This window comes from Streptomyces sp. NPDC088794 (assembly GCF_044750545.1).
Classification (GTDB): domain Bacteria; phylum Actinomycetota; class Actinomycetes; order Streptomycetales; family Streptomycetaceae; genus Streptomyces.
On record NZ_JBIVKB010000003.1, the window covers coordinates 97,292 to 115,069 of the forward strand.

The 17,778-nt window shown below is 71.1% G+C and carries 15 protein-coding genes; 9 read left to right on the plus strand and 6 right to left on the minus strand.

Annotation, left to right across the window (positions count from 1 at the left end):
- Nucleotides 1-19 precede the first annotated feature (19 nt).
- Nucleotides 20-1,249 carry a cytochrome P450 gene (locus tag ACIP6U_RS09460; protein ID WP_401714525.1) on the plus strand — a complete coding sequence of 410 codons (1,230 nt, stop codon included), beginning with the start codon at nucleotides 20-22 and terminating at the stop codon, nucleotides 1,247-1,249.
- A gap of 68 nt (nucleotides 1,250-1,317) precedes the next feature.
- Here ACIP6U_RS09460 and ACIP6U_RS09465 read toward each other — a convergent pair whose 3' ends face one another.
- Both ACIP6U_RS09465 and ACIP6U_RS09470 read right to left on the minus strand, forming a co-directional pair.
- The gene (locus tag ACIP6U_RS09465; protein WP_401714526.1) at nucleotides 1,318-2,802 is read right to left on the minus strand and encodes an alpha/beta fold hydrolase; all 1,485 of its coding nucleotides are present in this window, start codon (nucleotides 2,800-2,802) and stop codon (nucleotides 1,318-1,320) included.
- Nucleotides 2,803-2,899: 97 nt separating this feature from the next.
- On the minus strand, nucleotides 2,900-4,342 hold the full coding sequence (locus ACIP6U_RS09470) for an MFS transporter (RefSeq protein WP_401714527.1): 1,443 nt from the start codon (nucleotides 4,340-4,342) through the stop codon (nucleotides 2,900-2,902).
- Nucleotides 4,343-4,488: 146 nt separating this feature from the next.
- On the opposite strand from ACIP6U_RS09470, the gene ACIP6U_RS09475 reads away from it, so the two are divergent.
- Both ACIP6U_RS09475 and ACIP6U_RS09480 read left to right on the plus strand, forming a co-directional pair.
- Nucleotides 4,489-4,812, plus strand: a complete 324-nt coding sequence (locus ACIP6U_RS09475; protein WP_401714528.1) for a 2Fe-2S iron-sulfur cluster-binding protein — start codon at nucleotides 4,489-4,491, stop codon at nucleotides 4,810-4,812.
- Nucleotides 4,812-6,047, plus strand: coding sequence for an NAD(P)/FAD-dependent oxidoreductase (locus ACIP6U_RS09480; RefSeq protein ID WP_401714529.1), 1,236 nt, complete (start codon nucleotides 4,812-4,814; stop codon nucleotides 6,045-6,047). The genes ACIP6U_RS09475 and ACIP6U_RS09480 overlap by 1 nt, the downstream gene beginning before the upstream one ends.
- A 52-nt stretch (nucleotides 6,048-6,099) precedes the next feature.
- Here ACIP6U_RS09480 and ACIP6U_RS09485 read toward each other — a convergent pair whose 3' ends face one another.
- Complete coding sequence (locus ACIP6U_RS09485) at nucleotides 6,100-7,191, minus strand: winged helix DNA-binding domain-containing protein (protein ID WP_401714530.1); 1,092 nt, start codon at nucleotides 7,189-7,191, stop codon at nucleotides 6,100-6,102.
- A 164-nt stretch (nucleotides 7,192-7,355) separates the two neighbouring features.
- On the opposite strand from ACIP6U_RS09485, the gene ACIP6U_RS09490 reads away from it, so the two are divergent.
- Nucleotides 7,356-8,582, plus strand: a complete 1,227-nt coding sequence (locus ACIP6U_RS09490) for a cytochrome P450 (protein WP_401714531.1) — start codon at nucleotides 7,356-7,358, stop codon at nucleotides 8,580-8,582.
- A gap of 7 nt (nucleotides 8,583-8,589) precedes the next feature.
- Nucleotides 8,590-8,970, plus strand: a complete 381-nt coding sequence (locus ACIP6U_RS09495) for a hypothetical protein (RefSeq protein WP_401714532.1) — start codon at nucleotides 8,590-8,592, stop codon at nucleotides 8,968-8,970.
- Nucleotides 8,971-9,061: 91 nt separating this feature from the next.
- On the opposite strand, the gene ACIP6U_RS09500 is transcribed toward ACIP6U_RS09495, so the two are convergent.
- The 3 genes from ACIP6U_RS09500 to ACIP6U_RS09510 all read right to left on the minus strand — a co-directional run bounded on the left by ACIP6U_RS09500 (nucleotide 9,062) and on the right by ACIP6U_RS09510 (nucleotide 12,502).
- Complete coding sequence (locus ACIP6U_RS09500) at nucleotides 9,062-10,099, minus strand: zinc-binding dehydrogenase (protein ID WP_401714534.1); 1,038 nt, start codon at nucleotides 10,097-10,099, stop codon at nucleotides 9,062-9,064.
- Nucleotides 10,100-10,196: 97 nt separating this feature from the next.
- Nucleotides 10,197-11,570 (minus strand): MFS transporter, encoded by a 1,374-nt coding sequence (locus ACIP6U_RS09505; protein WP_401714536.1) that lies wholly within the window; start codon nucleotides 11,568-11,570, stop codon nucleotides 10,197-10,199.
- 149 nt (nucleotides 11,571-11,719) lie between these two features.
- The gene (locus tag ACIP6U_RS09510; protein WP_401714537.1) at nucleotides 11,720-12,502 is read right to left on the minus strand and encodes an SDR family NAD(P)-dependent oxidoreductase; all 783 of its coding nucleotides are present in this window, start codon (nucleotides 12,500-12,502) and stop codon (nucleotides 11,720-11,722) included.
- A gap of 215 nt (nucleotides 12,503-12,717) precedes the next feature.
- On the opposite strand from ACIP6U_RS09510, the gene ACIP6U_RS09515 reads away from it, so the two are divergent.
- The 4 genes from ACIP6U_RS09515 (at nucleotide 12,718) to ACIP6U_RS09530 (ending at nucleotide 17,768) form a co-directional block, all read left to right on the plus strand.
- The gene (locus ACIP6U_RS09515; protein ID WP_401714539.1) at nucleotides 12,718-13,953 is read left to right on the plus strand and encodes a CaiB/BaiF CoA transferase family protein; all 1,236 of its coding nucleotides are present in this window, start codon (nucleotides 12,718-12,720) and stop codon (nucleotides 13,951-13,953) included.
- 81 nt (nucleotides 13,954-14,034) lie between these two features.
- Nucleotides 14,035-15,666, plus strand: a complete 1,632-nt coding sequence (gene cimA, locus ACIP6U_RS09520) for a citramalate synthase (protein ID WP_401714540.1) — start codon at nucleotides 14,035-14,037, stop codon at nucleotides 15,664-15,666.
- A gap of 27 nt (nucleotides 15,667-15,693) precedes the next feature.
- On the plus strand, nucleotides 15,694-16,728 hold the full coding sequence (locus ACIP6U_RS09525; protein ID WP_401714542.1) for a ketoacyl-ACP synthase III family protein: 1,035 nt from the start codon (nucleotides 15,694-15,696) through the stop codon (nucleotides 16,726-16,728).
- 74 nt (nucleotides 16,729-16,802) lie between these two features.
- Nucleotides 16,803-17,768 carry an aromatase/cyclase gene (locus tag ACIP6U_RS09530; RefSeq protein ID WP_401714544.1) on the plus strand — a complete coding sequence of 322 codons (966 nt, stop codon included), beginning with the start codon at nucleotides 16,803-16,805 and terminating at the stop codon, nucleotides 17,766-17,768.
- Nucleotides 17,769-17,778 lie beyond the last annotated feature (10 nt).

A 17,778-nucleotide genomic window follows, 5' to 3' on the forward strand; every position in this document is an offset into this window, starting at 1 on the left:
CATCAGGAGGAACCCACCCGTGACGACGACTTCGACCGAATCCGAGGCGCACTCCGCCCCGGAGGGCAAGGACTTCCCGTATGCGCGCACGTGCCCCTTCACCCCACCGCCGGAGTACTCCTCGATGATCGAGGAGGACGTGTCGCAGGTGGTGCTGCGGGGCTCGGGGCTGCGGATATGGGCGGTCACCGGATACGACACCATCCGGGGCCTGCTCACCGATCCGCGCGTCAGCGCCTCCCGCAAGCACGCAAACTTCCCCTTCTACTTCATCGCCCCGCCGGAGTACCGCACCGAGACCTCGTTCATCGGCTACGACGGCGAGGAGCACGTACGCACCCGTCGCAAGGCCGCGCTCACCTTCACCAACCGGCAGGTACAGCGCCTGCGTCCCCGGATCGAGGAGATCGTCGACGCGCACATCGACGCGATGCTGGCCCTCTCCCCGCCGGTGGACATGCACCGGGTGTTCTCGCTGGCAGTCCCGATGACCGTCATCTGCGAACTGCTCGGCATCCCGCAGGACCGCCACGACTTCTTCATCAAGCACGGCACGGCACTGCTGGGTGGGCACAGCAGTACCGAGGAGCGGCAGGCGGCGATCGTGGAGGTCAACGCCTACATCAGCGAGCTGATCAGGACCAAGCGCCGGGAGCCCGGGGACGATCTTCTCAGCCGCGCGATGGCGGACTACGAGGCGTCGGGCGAGGAGTACACGGACCGGGACCTGTTCAACATGGTCCGGTTGCTCATGAACGGCGGGCACGAGACCACCGCGAGCCAGATCTCGCTGGGTACCGCCTGTCTGCTGGAACACCCCGACCAGCTGGAGCTGCTGCGCGACGATCCCGCGCTGGTGAAACCCGCCGTCGAGGAACTCATCAGGTTCGCCACCATCGGGGACACGGCCGTGCCTCGGGTCGCGCTGGCGGACATCGAGATCGGCGGCAAGCTGATCCGCGAGGGCGACGGCATCCTCTGCCTGGGACTGGCCGCCAACCGTGATCCGCAGGTCTTCCCGGAGCCGGACCGCCTCGACATCACCCGAGGCAGCCGGAAGCACCTTGGCTTCGGCCACGGGGTGCACCATTGCATCGGCGCGGACCTGGCGCGCCTGGAGCTGGAGATCGTGTGGAGCAAACTCTTCCACCGGATCCCGACGCTGAGGCTCGCCAAGCCCTTCGACCGAGTCCCGCGCAAGGAGGGTGCGGTGATCTACAGCCTGTGGGAGCTGCCGGTCGCCTGGTGACCTCCTCCGTCGCGCGGACGGCTCCGTTCCGGGATCCGGTCCCGGAACGGAGCCGTCCGTACGAGGCTTCAGTCGGTGTCGGCGGGAATGTCCGGACGCGGCGACACACCTCGGCAGACGGTGCCCTCCGCCGGCAGCCGACCGTCCACCAGGTAGCGGTGCACGATGGCATCGACCTGCGGATTGGCGCCCAGGACGTAGATCTCGTGCTCTCCGGAGTCCTCCACCGTCAGCAACCGGTGGCCCAGCAGCTCCGCCATGGCGACGCCGCCCGCGTAGTGGTCCATCGGATCCCCGTCGGCCTGCACGACCAAACCCGTCGGACCGTGGCCGCGACGCAGACGCGTCGGCGGCTCGGCCGGCTGGAAGGTGCGGAACGCCCCGACCCAGGGCTGCGCGCGCAGCACTCCGTAGCCGTAGGGGAACCGCTTGCGGAAGTCACGCATGTCGTTGTAGTAGACCTCCAGGTCGGAGGGCCATTCGTGTTCGAGGGTGACGGCCTCCAGCACGGCGATCCGCCGCGCACCCTCGCTGTCCGCAGCTCGCCAGACGGCCTGTTCGGACAGCAGCTCCTCACAGGCCTGAGGACCTGCACCGCCGGGTGCCGCCGCGGCCAGCAACGCCCCGACGACCTCGGCCAGTTCCACCCAGCGCCCGCGGTCGGCGGAGCGGTTCCCCACTGCGCCGTCGAAGAGCGTGCGCAGCCGTACGCCGTCGGGCTGACGCTCCAGCAGACCGGCAACTCGTTCCACCGCCGACAGCACCTGCGCGCGCCCGCGGCCCAGTCCGAGGACGGTGTGGCGCTGTCCCGTCCACCGGGCCCACTGGTTCACGTTGCGGTGCACGGCGTCGCCCTGCCACAGGAACTGCTCACGCCAGGTCCACCGCGGTCCGACGCAGGAGTCGAGCACGCAGCGGTCCACGTGGGCCGGGAACATGCTCGTGTAGACGGCCCCGACATAGGCCCCGTAGGCGTAGCCGACGAAGTTGACGTGCGGCTCGCCGAGCACCTGGCGGATGACGTCCATGTCCCGGGCGGTGTTGCGGGTGCTGATGTGGCGGCGCAGGGTGCCGCCGGCCCGGTCGCAGGCCAGTTCCCGCTGCCGCATGTCCTCCGCGAGCTGGCGGAACGCGGAGTCGGGGGGCCGCGAATCGAAGGGCGCGGTCGGGGTGGAGACCTCGGCGTAGAGCCTCGTGGACGCACCGGTGCCCCGTGGGTCGAAGCCGATCAGGTCGTAGACCTGATGCAGTTCGGTCTCGGCGAACTTCTCCGGCAGGAATCGGCCGAGGCCAGCGTCGCCGCCTGGGCCGCCGTTGACGGCCAGCAGGACGCCACGGCGCCGCGCGGTGTCGGCGGCGCGCAGCCGGGTGAGGGCGAGCGTGACGCGTTCCCCGGTCGGGTCCGCGTAGTCGCGGGGCACTTCGACGGTCGCGTGTTCCATGCCGGGAATCCCCGCGCGGCCGGCCGGCCGCTGCACCGCCCAGCGCGGCCGCTGGGTATGGAACTCCATGAGGATGTGCGCCGCATCGGTCTCGGGCCAGATGGCTGCCACCTCATACCTCCGTTCGGATCAGGGTGCCCAGGGTTACGGATGTGCCTCGAAACCCCCTGGAACGGGATCGGACCGCCGTCGGCGGCGACCGCTGTCCTCAGCGGTGGGTAAGTCTCGGCCGCCCCGGAACGGTCAGTGCCGCCAGGAAGCCGAGCGCGGCGCAGCCCGCCGCGCCTACGAGGGCGGCTCCGTAGGCGGACGCGAGAGCCTCGGGGGCGACCGCCGTGCCGTCCGCTCCGCCGGTGCGGGAGGCGGCGAGGGTGGACAGGATCACCAGCCCCACCGCGCTGCCGAGTTGGCGCGTGGTGTTCAGCAACCCGGAGGCCAGCCCGGCACGTTCCTGGGGGAGTCCGGAGGTGGCGGCCACCGTGGTGGCGTTGAGCACCACGCCCATGCCGAGGCCGAGCAGCGTCGACGGTCCCAGCAGATCGCCCCCGTAGGTGGCGTCCGTGCCGGCCCGGGACAACCACACCAACGCGGCGCACGCCGTGGCCAGACCGCACAGCATCACCGGCCTCGGTCCGGTGGCGGGCAGCACCGCGGAGACCCGCCAGCCGGCGAGGGCGATCCCGGCGGACAGCGGCAGATACGCGAGGCCGGTCTGCAAGGGGCTGTAGTGGAGCACCTGTTGGAGCAGCAGGGTGAAGACGTAGAAGGTGCTGAACAACGCGGCGATGCCGAAGAAGGCGACCAGGTTCGCCGACGCCACCGCGCGGTTGCGGAACACACCGAGCGGCACCAGGGGCGAGCGTGCGAACCAACGCTGGACGACGAGGAAGAGCGACAGCAGCACGCCTCCCGCCGTGAGCGCACCCATCACCCGGGGTGACGTCCAGCCGTGGGTGTGCGACGCGGCGATCCCGTACACGGTGGCCATGAGGCCCGCCGTGGCGGTCACGGCGCCAGGCAGGTCGAACGCCTGGCGCCGACGCGGCCGTTCGTCGCGCGGCAGCAGCCGTCCGACGGCGACGACGAGCAGCGCCCCGAGGGGCAGGTTGACCAGCAGGGTCCACCGCCAGGAGAGCCACTGGGTGATGATCCCGCCGAAGAGGACACCCACCGTGCCGGCCGATCCGCCCACTGCGCTCCACATCCCGAAGGCCCGGGCGCGAGCGGCGGGCTCGGTGAAGGTGACGCTCAGGACGGTGAGCGTGGCCGGTGCCATGGCGGCAGCGCCCAGTCCCTGGAAGGCGCGGGCGATCACCAGGGCCGCCGGTTCGGTGGCCACTCCCCCGAGACCGCCGGCCAGGGTGAACGTGACGGCGCCGCCGAGAAAGACCCGCCGCCGGCCGTACAGGTCGGCCAGCCGCCCGCCGAGCAGCAGGAAGCCGCAGAGCACGACGGCGTAGGCGTTGTTGACCCACTGCAACGACTCCGGCCGGAATCGGAGTTCGGCAGCCAGGCTGGGCAAGGCGACGTTCACGACCGACGCATCGACCACGATCATGAACTGGGCGAGGCAGCAGACTGCCAGGACCAGACCACCGCGGTGTCGTCCGGGCTCTCCGGCCGTGGTGGCGAGCAGGGGCTGAGTATCCATGCGCGCACCGTGGCGGGCGGTCGTCGACGGGCGGTAGCGGCCAGGTCGAGCGGGGCGGCTTCGAGGCTCTCTCGACCGCCCTCCCAGCGCGGGCCGTCACAGTGACCCGCTCACCCGGTCGCGCGGCCTGCCACGAGGAGGGCACCATGGCCAAGATCACGTACAAGCATGTCGACGGCACGGAGACCGTCGTGGAGGTGACGGCTCCCAACACGGTCATGCGGGGCGCCAAGCTGAACAACGTCGAGGGCATCCTGGCCCAGTGCGGCGGCTCGGCCCAGTGCGGGACGTGTCACGTGTACATCGACGAGGCCAATGTGCTGCCACTTCCCGAGATGCACGAGGCGGAGGACGACGTGCTGTACGGCACGGCCGCCGAGCGCCGGCCCACCAGTCGGCTCAGTTGTCAGATACCGGTCTCGGAGGCCATCGACGGACTGGTCGTGCATCTCCCGGCGACCCAGGTGTGATGGGTACCGGGCCGGTCGTCATCGTCGGGGCGGGCCATGCCGCGCTGGAGGCAGCCGCAGAGCTGCGCGCGCGAGGCCACACCCGTCCCATCACCCTGATCGGCGCGGAGACCGCGCTTCCGTACGCGCGACCGCCGCTGTCGAAGGGCTACCTCACCGGCCAGGTCGGGCCCGAGGAGTTGTGGTTACGTCCGGGGAGCTTCTTCCGCGAGCAGGACATCACCACGATGCTCGGAGAGAGCGTCGTCGAGATCGACCGCGAGGCGGGCCGGGTGACGCTCGCGTCAGGGGCACGCGTCCCCTACGGCACGTTGATCCTGGCCACCGGCTCCAGGCCCCGGTGGCCAGCCGTGCCGGGAGCGGACCTGGAGGGGGTCGTGGTCCTGCGGAACCTGTCCGACGCCGAGCGGCTGCGGTGTGCGCTCCGCGACTGCGGTGAGCTGCTGGTGGTCGGCGGTGGCTTCATCGGGCTGGAGGTGGCGTCCGTGGCACGGGGGCTGGGTCTGCCGGTCACCGTCGTGGAGTCCGGCCCGCGTCTGATGGGCCGTTCGGTGAGCCCCACGCTCTCCGCCCATCTGCTGGCCCTCCACCGGGCCGAGGGCACCCGGGTCCTGCTCGACCGGGAACTCGTCGCCCTGCGGGGCAGGGCGGGCCGTGTCCGGGTCGCCGAACTGAGCAACGGCGGGCGCGTGGTCACCGACCTGGTGGTGGCCGGCATCGGCGCACTGCCGAACACCGCGCTGGCCTCGCAGGCGGAACTGACGACGGGTGACGGCGTCGTCGTAGACCGCTGGCTGCGCACCTCGGACAAGGACGTGTACGCCATCGGGGACTGCGCTCGCTTCCCCAGCCCACACGCGGCGCACCCCGTACGGCTGGAGTCCCTCCAGAACGCCTCCGACCAGGCCCGCTGCGTGGCCGCGACGCTTACCGGGGACCGGCAGCCGTACACGGCCGTGCCCTGGTTCTGGACCGAGCAGTGCGGTGCCCGGGTGCAGATGGCCGGCAACACGTCCTTCCACGACGACGCGGTCGTCTCCGGGTCACGCGCCGAAGGGCGGTTCTCGGTCTTCTGCTACCGCGACGGACGTCTTGTGGGAACCGAGTCGGTGAACCGGTCGGCCGACCACATGATCACCCGTCGGCTGCTGGCCGACAGCTTGGCGGGACCGGCCGCGCACGAGGTCGCCCGTCCCGGCTTCGACCTCCGGCGGCATCCGGTGAAGCCCGTCTGAGCCGGGAGGCGGCCGGGGCGGCGGCACCCGCTCCCGCCGCCCCCGACGTGCTTCACGCCGCCGCGGGTCCGATCCGGACGTCCCGCCGGCTGTCGTCCGGGAGCACGAACTCCGCCAGTCGCCCCGCCTCCTCGCGCACGGCCGCGCGATCGGCCTTCGGCAGGGTCCGGAAGGGCGAGACGAGCAGCAGGCCGTCCTTGACAGACCAGGTGCCCGCCACGAAGCCGTCGACGAGGAAGGTGGGCAGCACCCTCGCCTGCCCGGGAGCGACCAGCTTCCGGTACTCGTCGGCAATCACCCGGCTGCGATCCGCGTGGCCGAGGAGGAGGTTGTCGAAGGCGGGCAGGAACCGTACCGGCGCAGGGCGGTCCGGGTCGGCGGGTGCCGCCTCCGGCAGGTCGAACAATTCCCTGCTGTGCTCGTCGCGGTGGACCCGCAGCCGCGGCCGGAGGTCATCGACCACCTCGCGCAGCCTGCTCAGCCCCGACCACGTCTGCATGTCCTTCACATCGGCCGGACCGAACGCCGCCAGGTACCTGATGACCATCGTCCCGATCCGCGGAGCCGGCTCCAGTGGCCGCCCGATCCAGTCCTCGGCGAGCACGCACGGAACCGCTCCTCGCCGCCCCCACAGACCGCTCGGCGGCGGGTGGACCATGGGCACCAGAAAGTGCACGGCCATGGCGAGGTCGTTGGCCCGGTGATCCGAGAAGTGCTCGGATAGCAGGCTGCCCAGTTCCTGGCGGGTCAGGGTCCGGCCCGCCAGAAGTTTCCTGCCGATCGCCGCCAGCTCGGACAGGTCGAGTCCTCCGGTCTCGCGCCGCAGACCACCCGCGGGAGCCCGGTCCAGCCGAGGCTGGAGCAGTGGCCGCAGCCAGAGGAAGTCCTCCGCGAGAGCGAGATGCTGGGTGGTGCGCAGATGCGCGCCGCGCACCATCCGGCGTTCGTGCAGCAACGACGACAAGGCGTCATGCCGGAATCCGGCGATCCGTGTCCAGAGGCCCACGTACGGCGCGTCGGGCTCCTGCCCCTGCATCGCGACCAGCCGCTCAACGACCCTTGACACGGGCCAGTCGACGCGGTCGAACAGCAACTGGCGTTCCAGCAGGGACCGGTTGAGGGCGCGGGTGGAGAGTAAGGGCATGCCGCCCATTATCGCGGGGCCGGACCGGTCACCTGTCCTGCCTGCGGGCGGTCCCGCTCCTCATGAGCTGCGCGCGAGCGAAGGTCGAGGGGCTCGGCCTACGTTTTCGGCCCGGGCGCCTGTCGCGCCCGCGTGGCCCTCACCTCCGACTCCCTGGAGCCGTCATGACCGAGGCCCTGGTCGCCGATCTCACCGGATCGGACCCGAGTTTCACGGCCGACCCCTATCCACTCTTCGCTGAGCTGCGGGAACGGGGTCCGGTGCACCGGGCCCGCGTCCTGGACGGACGGGACTGCTGGCTGATCACCGACTACGACGCCGCACGGACCGCCTTCACCGATCCGCGGCTGAGCAACGACATCCGGTATCTGAAGGCGTGGGAGAACCTCGGCCGGAACGTCGTGGGCAAGACCCTGATGCAGGTCGACCCGCCGGACCACACCCGTCTGCGCAAGTTCATCGCCCGGGAGTTCACCCTCCGCCGGGTACAGTCCATGCGTCCGCGCGTCGAACGGATCGCCCACGAACTGCTCGACTCCCTCCTGCCGTTGGGCGCGGCCGACCTGGTCGAGTCCTATGCCCTGCCGCTTCCGCTGTCCGTCATCTGCGAACTGCTCGGTGTTCCCGAGGGGGACCGCGCGGACTTCCACCTCTGGTCGAGCGATCTGTCGGCGCCGCCGACCCCCGAGCGGGGGAACGCCGCGCAGGAGGCGATGACCGGCTATCTGTCGAACCTGGTGGAGACCAAGCGCAGGGAGGGCGGTGAGGATCTGCTCGGCGCGATGGCGCGTGCCGTGCAGGACGACGGCGACCGGCTGTCCCCGGAGGAACTCCTCGGCATGGCGTTCCTGTTGCTGGTCGGTGGGCACGAGTCCACGGCGAACGTCATCTCCAGCGGAACGCTGGCCCTGCTGCGCAACCCCGACCAGCTCGCCGCGCTCCGGGCGGACTGGTCACTGCTTGAGACCACGGTCGAGGAGGTCCTGCGTTTCGACGGGCCGGTCGAGGTGTCCGCGTACCGCTACACCGCCGAACCGGTCACCATCGGGGACACCGAGATCCCGGCGGGCGAGGTGGTGCTGATCGGCATGGCGGCCGCCGGACGGGACGCCGGGCAGTTCCCGAACGCGGACAGCTTCGATCTCGGCCGGGAGTTGCGCGAGGTGCGCGCGCACCTCGCCTTCGGGCACGGTGTCCACCATTGTGTGGGCGCCCCGCTGGCCCGGATGGAGAGCGGTATCGCCCTGCGCGCGTTGCTGGAGCGGTGCCCTGACCTGACGCTGGCCGTGCCGTACGAGGACCTCATGTGGAAGCCTCCCACCTTCACGTTGCGGGGACTGGAGAGCCTCCCGGTGATGTTCACGCCGGTCGGATCGGCCGGGCGGGCGTAGGCGGCCGGTGTCCGCGGCGACGCCGGGCGAGCCTACGTCCCCGGTCCTTGTGACCCCGGTCGGCGCCTGGACGGCCCGGGTGCGCCGACCGGGCGGCGAATCGACCGCCTCGTTCCGCTTCACGGCCTGCGGACACGCGCTGCTCGTCGCCGGCGGGCTCGGTGCCGGGCGCTGGTCTTCGCTCGGGCCGGGCAGCTTCCTGTTCCGCATCACGGAGCCGGTCCTCGACGACGACGCGGCCTGTGTCGGGTGGGTGGACATCGAGCAGCGTGCGAGCCTGAGCGGCGAGTCCTTCACCGGCCAGGGCACTTCCCGTGTCCATGACGCCGACGGACGGCTGGCCAGAGCCGTTCCGGTGGAGATCCACGCCACCCGCGTCGCACTCTGAGCGGGACCACGGGACCACGGGACGACGGTGGAGGGCGTACGACATGACAGTGGCGGGTGCCGGTCGGGCACCCGCCACCGTCGTCGTTCCGTCAGTCGGACGCGACCCGCACCGCGACGTTGCCGCGGTGGCGCCCGTTCAGCAGCGCGATCATCGCCTCGGGGGCCTGGGCGAGGCCGCCCTGGACCGTGGTGTGGGGGAACACGAAGCGGCCCTCACCGAGCCACTGTCCGAAGTGCTGGTACCAGGCACCGATCTGCTCGGGCGAGTGGTAGCACGCGAACGGCCTGATCTCCAGATGCCTGGTGATGGCCCGCATGAGGTCGAGCCTCGGATGGCCCGCCGCACCGCCGCCGATCTGGCCCGCCAGCGCCCCGCAGAGAGCGAAGCGGGCGTGCGGGGCCGCCACTTTGACCGCTGCCTCGAACTGCTCGCCGCCCACGTTGTCGAAGAACACGTCGATCCCGTCCGGCGCGAGTTCGCGCAGCTGGTCGACCACAGGCCCGTCGTGGTAGTCGAAGGCGGCGTCGTAACCGAGTTCGTCGACCAGATAGTCGACCTTCTCCTTGCTGCCGGCGCTGCCGATCACCTGGGCGGCACCCCGGCACTTGGCGATCTGTCCGGCAAGGGACCCCACCCCGCCGGCGGCTCCGGAGACGAAGACGACATCCCCCTCGCCCGCCCGGGCGATGTCGGCCATGCCGTAGTAGGCGGTGGGGCCCTGGCTCAGGTAGTGGACAGGGCTCGGGAAGAGGTCCGCGCGGAGTTTGACGTACACCTCTGCAGGACCTGTCGAGTACTCCGACCACCCGCTCATGGACTGAACGAGGTCTCCGACAGCCAGTCGGTCGTCGGCGGACCGCACCACGGTGCCCACCGTGCCTCCGCCGATGCGCTCGCCCGCCAGGAACGGGGGAACCGGTAGCTGGCAGCCGGGCCGCATGAGGTCGGCATAGGCCGCCGCCAGGGACAGGTAGTCCGTACGGACGACCACCTCCCCCGCGCCCGGCCGCGGGACGGGCGTCTCCACGACGGCGAAGTGGCCGAGGGTCAGCTCACCCTCCAGTTGTCGGGTGAGCCGGACCTCGTGGGCCGTCCCCGGTACCTCTGGAACGTTCCGTGTGCTCATCGTTCCCCTTCCGTAGAGATTCATAGGTTCCGTTGGGATTCGTGGCTTCCATGGGGATTCGTTGGAAAGCCGGTTGGTTCCGGTCGCACGCGGTGACTCAGACGATCGTGGACGTATCGTCGGCGCCGGTCCTGGACGCGTCCGACGGACGCCGGCGCGGGTGCCGGGGCAGCGCGAACATGAGCAGGAAGGCCGCCGCGAGCAGGCAGGCGATCCACCGCAGGGTGTGGGAGAAGGCCGCGGAGACCGGATGTCCGGCGTCCAGCGGCCCGAGGAAGGCCACCGGGACCAGGCTCATCCCCAACACCGCCCCCAGCTGGTAGGTCGTGGTGCCGAGCCCGGCCGCGGAGCGCTGGTGCTCGCGGGAGACATCGGTCAGCAGCACCGTCGGCAGCGGTGCCACCGTCAGTCCCATGCCGCCGCCGAGCAGGGCCAGTGCCGGCAGGATCTGCCAGGACTGGATACCGGTGCCGTAGTGCTGTGTCTGCCAGCCGTACACCAGGACTCCCGCCAACTGCGTGAGCACTCCGGCCTGTAGCGCCTTCCACCCGTACCTCGGGAAGAGCGCGTCGCGTGCGAGTCCGGCGCTGAAGGCCACCGCGGCACCGAAAAGGAGCATGCACACAGCGGCCCGCACAGGGGACCAGCCGAGCCCGGCCTGCATGTGGAAGCACCAGGCGAGGAAGTAGATGCCGCCGAGGGTGCCGTAGACAAGTTCGATCCCGATGCCGACGGCGTAGCTCCGGATGCCGAACAGAGACCTGACCACCGGCGGGCCGCCGCGTCGGCGGCTGCCGGCCCGCGCGTGGCGAACGACGGCGATCGACGTGCCGGAGCACGGATGATCCTTGCGCTCGGCGATGCAGAGCAGCCCCACTACCAGACCCGCCAGCCCGATGGGCACGTTGATCAGTAACACCGAACGCCAGCCGAGGCCGAACAAATCGCTCTCCAGGAGCACGGCTCCGACCAGTGGACCGGTCACCGAGCCCAGCCCGATCACCGCGCCGAAGAGGGCCGCCGCCCGACCCTGTCCGTCGGCGGGGAACAAGGCGTCGAGTATGTGGGGCACCTGGGAGACCATGAGCGCCGCCGCTGCGCCCTGTACCGACCGGGCGGCCACCAGGGACTCGGAGCTCGGGGCGATCCCGCCCAGCACGGAGGCGATGGTGAAGGCCCCGATGCCGACGAGGAACAGTCTCCGACGCCCGTGCGCGGCGCCCAGCCGTGTGCCGGGCCCGAGGACGACGGCGAATGCGAGCGCATAAACGCCGGTTATCCAGGGGAGAACGGCGTTGGGGACATCGAGGTCTGTTCGGATCGTCGGAAGGGCGACATTGACCATGGTGAGGTCGACCAGGTCCATGAGGCTCGCCGCCATGACGACGGCCGTCGCCCACCCGCGTATCCGGTCGACCTCCGGCTTCGGCACGGATGGGTCGACCAGCGCGGGACGGAACGTGAACCTCATCGAAGTCTCCCTGCTCACAGTGGTGTTGGCCTCGTGAGCGACAGTAGATTTCATCTAGGACAAAAACTGTCCTCGATGGGGGTGCGGCGCACACGCGCCGGAGCCGTGTCGTAGCGCAAGGCCCTACAGATCCGCTGCGGCGCCCGCCCTCAGCCCTCCTGTCCGGCGGGGTCGGCGCCCGTGTCCATGCCCCCGTCGACGGTGACGATCTGTCCGGTGACCAGCGACGCGGTCGGACGGGCCAGCTCCGTGATCCACGGGGTGATGTCGTCGACGTCCGCCACCCTCCCCAGCGGAATGCCGGCGGTGACCGCGTCGAACAGGCCCTCCACTTGCTGTGGCGTCAGGCCGTTGGCCTCGAACGCCTCGGTGCGTACGAAACCGGGGGCCACGGCGTTGACCCGGACTCCGTGTGCCGCGAGTTCCGCCGCCCAACTGCGGGTCAGGCTGTGCACGCCTGCCTTGCTCGCCGCGTACACCGACTGTCCGGGCCCCGGATTGTGACCGGCGCGGCTGGACACCAGGACGATGTTCCCGCGCTGCGCTAGCAGGTACGGCAGCAGGTGCCGGGTGACGATCAACGGTCCCACCAGGTTGGTGTCCAGGACCTCCCGCACCAGGTCCGGTCCGAGCGCGCCGAGCGGTGTGAACCGGAAGACACCGGCGCTGTGCACCAGGACGTCCAGCGCGCCGCCGCGCTCGCGCACCTCGTGGGCCAGCGCCTCGGCACCCGCTTCCTCGGTCACGTCGGCGGCCACCGGTACGACGGCGGGGTGCTCGGCCGCGACCTGGTCCAGGCGCTCCTTGCGGCGGCCACAGATGATCACGGTGGTGGCGCCCTGCGCGGCGAAGGCCAGTGCGGTGGCGCGGCCTATGCCCGTGCCACCGCCGGTGACTACGACGGTGCGCCCAGCGAAGATCTGGTCCGGCATGGTTCCCTCCTCGAAGCGGTCGGCTGAGAGCGGACCGGCGACTCCCCCACCCCGTGGGCCGAGGACGGCCGGACGGTCAGCGTGGGCCCCCCTGGTTGTGGCCGTCTGGACCTCGGGTGGACCGCGAACGCGAGGACGTGGTCGCGTTCGAGCCGCTCTTGACCGGCGTGGCAGACCCTGAGCCGCGACGGTGTCGCCGATCGACGGAGCGTGTGATGTCAGCACTCGGTGGTTGCTCGCCCTTGGAGCCGGAGGCGGACACAGGGAAGGGGCCGCTCTCGGGGCTGCGCGTACTGGAGCTGGCCGGCATCGGCCCGGCGCCCTTCGCCTGCATGCTGCTGGCGGATCTGGGGGCCGAGGTGATCCGTATCGAACGGGCCGGCGGAGAGCGGCCGTTCGCGGAGTGGCACCGGGTACTGGACCGCGGGCGCCGCTCGCTGGCCCTGGATCTGAAGAAGCCCGACGCGGTGCGGGTTGCGCTACGACTCGCGGGACAGTGCGACGTCCTCGTGGAGGGCTTCCGGCCGGGAGTGGCCGAGCGTCTGGGCCTGGGACCGGAGGAGTGCCAGGACGGCCATCCCTCCCTCGTGTACGCCCGCATGACCGGATGGGGGCAGCACGGACCGCTGGCCCGGACACCGGGACACGACATCAACTACATCGCGCTGACCGGCGCATTGGACGCGATCGGAACGGCAGGAGGGCCGCCCGTTCCGCCCGCCAACCTGTTGGGCGACTTCGCGGGCGGCGGGATGCTGCTGTTCGGCGGCATCCTCGCGGCGGTGCTTGAGCAGCGGCGGACGGGCCGCGGCCGGGTGGTGGACGCGGCTGTCGTGGACGGCACCGCACTGCTCATGGGCATGCTGCTCGACATGTCGGGCAACGGACAGTGGCAGTCGCCCAGAGGTGGCAACCTGCTCGACGGCGGAGCGCCGTTCTACGGCGTGTACCGCTGCCGCGACGGCGGGTACGTCGCCGTAGGAGCTCTTGAGGACCGGTTCTTCGCGGCCCTTGTCCATGCTCTGGGGCTGGACCCCGGCCGCTTGCCGGACCGGTGGGAACGCGGCAACTGGGCGGTGCTGCGGTCCACGTTCGCGGACCGCTTCGCCCGGCGCACCCGCGACGAGTGGGCGGCCGACCTCACAGGCACCGACGCGTGCGTGACCCCGGTGCTGAGCCTCGACGAGGCGGCCCGTCATCCGCATCTACGGTCCCGCGGCACCTTCCTGACGGATGGTCCCGCCCTTGAGCCGGCCCCCGCACCGCGGTTCGACGGGGCCCAGGCGCCCCGGCCCGCGCCCGCCCCGGCCAAGGGCCGGCACACACGTGAGGTCCTGGCCGAGTCGGGGTGGTCGGCGGCGGAGATCGAGCACCTGTTGTCCTCCGGTGCGGCCCACACCGACTCCGGGTTCGACCTGGCCGGCCGCGGCGAGGCGCCCAGTCGCTCTTGAGCGCGACGCGAGCACCCGGCTCCACGCTTCGCGTCCCGGCCGACACGACCTGACACCGAACCAGCACCGCAGGAGGGGCAGATGGCAGGACAGGACTTCCAGCTCTACGACACCACCCTGCGCGACGGCACGCAGCAGGAGGGTCTCGTGCTGTCGGTGGACGACAAACTCGCCGTCGCGCGATACCTGGACTCCCTGGGCGTGGGGTTCATCGAGGGCGGCTGGCCGGGGGCCGTACCGAAGGACACGGAGTTCTTCCGGCGCGCGGCCACGGAACTGTACCTGGACAACGCCCTGCTGGCGGCGTTCGGTGCCACTCGCAGACCCGGGACCTCGGCCGCGACCGATCCGCAGGTGCGGGCGCTGCTCACCGCCGAAACCCCGGTGGTGACGCTGGTGGCCAAGAGTCATCCCCGGCACGTGGAACTCGCCCTGAGAACCACCCTGGCGGAGAACCTCGCGGCGATCGGCAGCACCGTGCGGCACCTGGTCCGCGCCGGCCGCAGGGTCTTTCTCGACGCGGAGCACTTCTTCGACGGCCACCGCACCAACCGCGACTACGCCCTGGAAGTGGCGCGCACCGCTGCGGACGCCGGGGCGGAGACCGTGGTGCTGTGCGACACCAACGGCGGATCACTGCCGGACGAGGTGGGCACGGTGGTGACCGACACGATCCGGAGCACGGGTGTGCCGATCGGTGTCCACTGCCACGACGACTCAGGGTGTGCGGTCGCCAACTCGATGGCGGCGGTGGCCGCCGGAGCCCGCCACGTCCAGGGCACGGTGCACGGCTACGGCGAGCGGTGCGGCAACGCCAATCTCCTGACGCTGGCCGCCAACCTGATCCTCAAGCGCGGGGTGCCGGTGCTGCCGCCCGGCCGCCTGGGCGACATGGTCGCGGTCGGCCGGTCCATCGCCGAGATCACCGGACACTCCCCGGCCGCTGGCACCCCGTACGTCGGCAGGTCGGCCTTCACGCACAAAGCCGGCCTGCACGCCTCCGCGCTGCGGAGGGACAGCGCGCTGTACCAGCACATCGACCCGCTGGACGTCGGCAACACCATGCGCACGCTCGTGTCCGACATGGGCGGACGGTCGTCGATCCTGCTCAAGTCCCAGGAACTGGGTTACGACGTCAGCGCCGCAGGGGACGCCGTCGCGCGGCTGGCCACGAAGGTCAAGGAACTGGAACACCGCGGCTACAGCTTCGAGTCGGCGGACACCTCCTTCGCGTTGCTGCTGAGCGCCGAGTTGTCCGCGGACCAGGGCGGTCCGGCGGTCGACCTCCTCTCCTGGCGCGTCTCCACGGACCGGAACGACACCGGCCGGGCACGGTCCGCCGCCTCGGTACGGCTGCGGGTGGACGACGTGCCGGTCGAGGGCGCCGGCTCGGGCGACACTCCGGCGGACGCCCTCGACCGGGCCGTGCACCACGCCCTCGACGTGTCGTTCCCACGGCTGCGGCGACTGCAGCTGGCCGACCACCAGGTGCGCCTCCCGGTCGGCGGGTCCGACGGACGGGTGCTGGCCCGGGTGCTGGCCTCCTTCACGGACGGGTCCGAGCGGCTGAACACCGTGGGGGTGGACCGTGACGCCAACTCCGCCTTCGTCCAGGCGCTGCTGGACGCCGTGCGGTACCTGCTGGCGCCGGCCGACCGCCACCTCGGCGAACCACGGCCCCCGGGCCACGAACCGGCGGCCGCAGCACCCTGACGGACCGAGCCCCAGGACGGAATGACCATGCGTACGGAAGGCATGTACATACGGGCCACCGGCGTCCGGCTCCCGGCCGCACTGCCGGTGAGCGAAGCCGTCGCCGCGGGCGACTGTCCGCCACGAACCGCCGAGACCACCGGCATCGTCTCGGTGGCCCACTCACTCGACGAGTCGGCCGCCGAGATGGCGGTCGCGGCCGCTGCCCGCGCCCTCGACCGCGCCGAGGCGCAGGCGGACGACATCGACCTGGTCCTGCACGCCGACACCTACCACCAGGGCCAGGACCTCTGGCCGGTCGCCTCCTACATACAGCGCGAGACGCTCCGCAACACCTGCCCCGCTCTGGAGATCCGGCAGATGTCCAACGGCGGACTGGCCGCGCTCCATCTGGCCGCCGCGTATCTGAGGTCCGCGCCCGGCCACCGCGACGCGCTGCTGACCACCGCCGACCGCTTCTGCCCACCCGGCATCGACCGCTGGCGCACCGACCCCGGTACGCCGTACGCCGACGGAGGTACGGCGCTGGTGCTCTCCCGACGCGACGGGTTCGCGTCGTTGTCCTCGGTGGCGTTGTACGCCGACGCCGAACTCGAACCTCTGCACCGTGGCGACACCCCATTCTCACCGGCGCCGTTCACCCACGGCATGCCCGTGGACTTCGACGCGGCCAAGCGCTCGTTCGTCGAGCGCATGGGCATCTCCTACGCCGTCGCCCGCAGCAGCGCAGGGCAGTACAGCGTCGTCAAGGAGGCGCTGTCGGACGCCGGGATGGACCTCGCGGACGCCGCTTGGGTGATCCTTCCGCACTTCGGCCGCCGCCGGCTGCAGTCCATCTACTACAGGCCGTTCGGTATCGATCCGGACCGCACCACGTGGGACTGGAGCCGGACCGTCGGCCATCTCGGCGCGGGCGACCAGTTCGCGAGCCTGGACCGGCTCGTCTCCTCCGGCCGGGCCGTGCCAGGTGACCGGTGCGTGCTGATGTCGGTGGGCGCAGGCTACAGCTGGGGCTGCGCGGTGGTCGACATTCTCGAACGTCCGTCCTGGGCCGTCGGCTGACATCCGGCCCGGCGCCCGCCCGATCCCGACCATGGAAGACGCCGCCGCGGCGGCCCTGTCGAGAGGAATGTCCTGTGGTACGGAGCAGTGCGGCAACCCATGTCGCGGAGCACAGTGCCCTCATCATGGCGCCCGCCGCGGACGTCTACGAGCTCATCGCCGCCGTGCGGGGGTGGCCCGACGTCTTCGGTCCGACGGTGCACGCCGAGGTGCTGGAGGAGACCGAGCGGCACCAGTTGCTGCGGATCTGGGCGTTCGCGAACGGCCGCGTGCGCGACTGGACCTCGCGCCGGTCCCTCGATCCGGCGACCCGAACGGTGACTTTCCGACAGGTGGTGACCGCCCCGCCGGTGGCCTCGATGGGCGGCGAGTGGCGGATCGTCGAGACGGCCGACGGCTGCCGGGTGACGTTGCTGCACGACTACCGGGCGACCGACGACGACCCCGAGGCCCTGCACCTGATCGAGACCGCCGTGGACACCAACAGCACCGCCGAACTACGGGCGCTCAAGGCCACAGCCGAGCGGTTCGCCGACTTCACGCAGTCGAGGTTCACCTTCAGCACACACCAGGACATCAGCGGCAGTCGCCGGGATGTGTTCGACTTCCTGGCACGAGCCGACGCGTGGCCGAGCCGGCTTCCCCACGTCGCCCGGGTGCAGCTGCGTGAGGACGAGCCCGGCGTCCAGCACTTGACCATGGACACCTACAGTCCTGACGGGTCCGAGCACACGACATCCTCGGTCCGGCTCTGCTTTCCCGACCGCGGGCTGATCGTCTACAAGCAGACGACGCCCCCACCGGTCATGACCGGCCACACGGGGCGGTGGGTCGTCGAGTCCGTCCAGGACGAACGCGGGGTGCCCATGGTGCGAGCCATCTCCTGGCACACGGTCGTGCTCGACATGGACGGCGTGCGCGGGGTGCTGGGACCCAACACAAAGCTGGCCGAGGCCGACGCGATGGTCCGTCGATCCCTCGACGCCAACAGCTCCGCCACCCTGCTCCGAGCCAAGCAGTACGTGGAGCAGAGCCGCTGACTGGAACGGC

What these genes read in the sequence shown, in the direction of transcription:
- ACIP6U_RS09470 (WP_401714527.1), bottom strand. Translation starts at nt 4,342, where the DNA reads ATGGATACTCAGCCCCTGCTCGCCACCACGGCCGGAGAGCCCGGACGA.
- ACIP6U_RS09475 (WP_401714528.1), top strand. Translation starts at nt 4,489, where the DNA reads ATGGCCAAGATCACGTACAAGCATGTCGACGGCACGGAGACCGTCGTG.
- ACIP6U_RS09480 (WP_401714529.1), top strand. Translation starts at nt 4,812, where the DNA reads ATGGGTACCGGGCCGGTCGTCATCGTCGGGGCGGGCCATGCCGCGCTG.
- ACIP6U_RS09485 (WP_401714530.1), bottom strand. Translation starts at nt 7,191, where the DNA reads ATGCCCTTACTCTCCACCCGCGCCCTCAACCGGTCCCTGCTGGAACGC.
- ACIP6U_RS09490 (WP_401714531.1), top strand. Translation starts at nt 7,356, where the DNA reads ATGACCGAGGCCCTGGTCGCCGATCTCACCGGATCGGACCCGAGTTTC.
- ACIP6U_RS09500 (WP_401714534.1), bottom strand. Translation starts at nt 10,099, where the DNA reads ATGAGCACACGGAACGTTCCAGAGGTACCGGGGACGGCCCACGAGGTC.
- ACIP6U_RS09505 (WP_401714536.1), bottom strand. Translation starts at nt 11,570, where the DNA reads ATGAGGTTCACGTTCCGTCCCGCGCTGGTCGACCCATCCGTGCCGAAG.
- ACIP6U_RS09510 (WP_401714537.1), bottom strand. Translation starts at nt 12,502, where the DNA reads ATGCCGGACCAGATCTTCGCTGGGCGCACCGTCGTAGTCACCGGCGGT.
- ACIP6U_RS09515 (WP_401714539.1), top strand. Translation starts at nt 12,718, where the DNA reads ATGTCAGCACTCGGTGGTTGCTCGCCCTTGGAGCCGGAGGCGGACACA.
- cimA (WP_401714540.1), top strand. Translation starts at nt 14,035, where the DNA reads ATGGCAGGACAGGACTTCCAGCTCTACGACACCACCCTGCGCGACGGC.
- ACIP6U_RS09525 (WP_401714542.1), top strand. Translation starts at nt 15,694, where the DNA reads ATGCGTACGGAAGGCATGTACATACGGGCCACCGGCGTCCGGCTCCCG.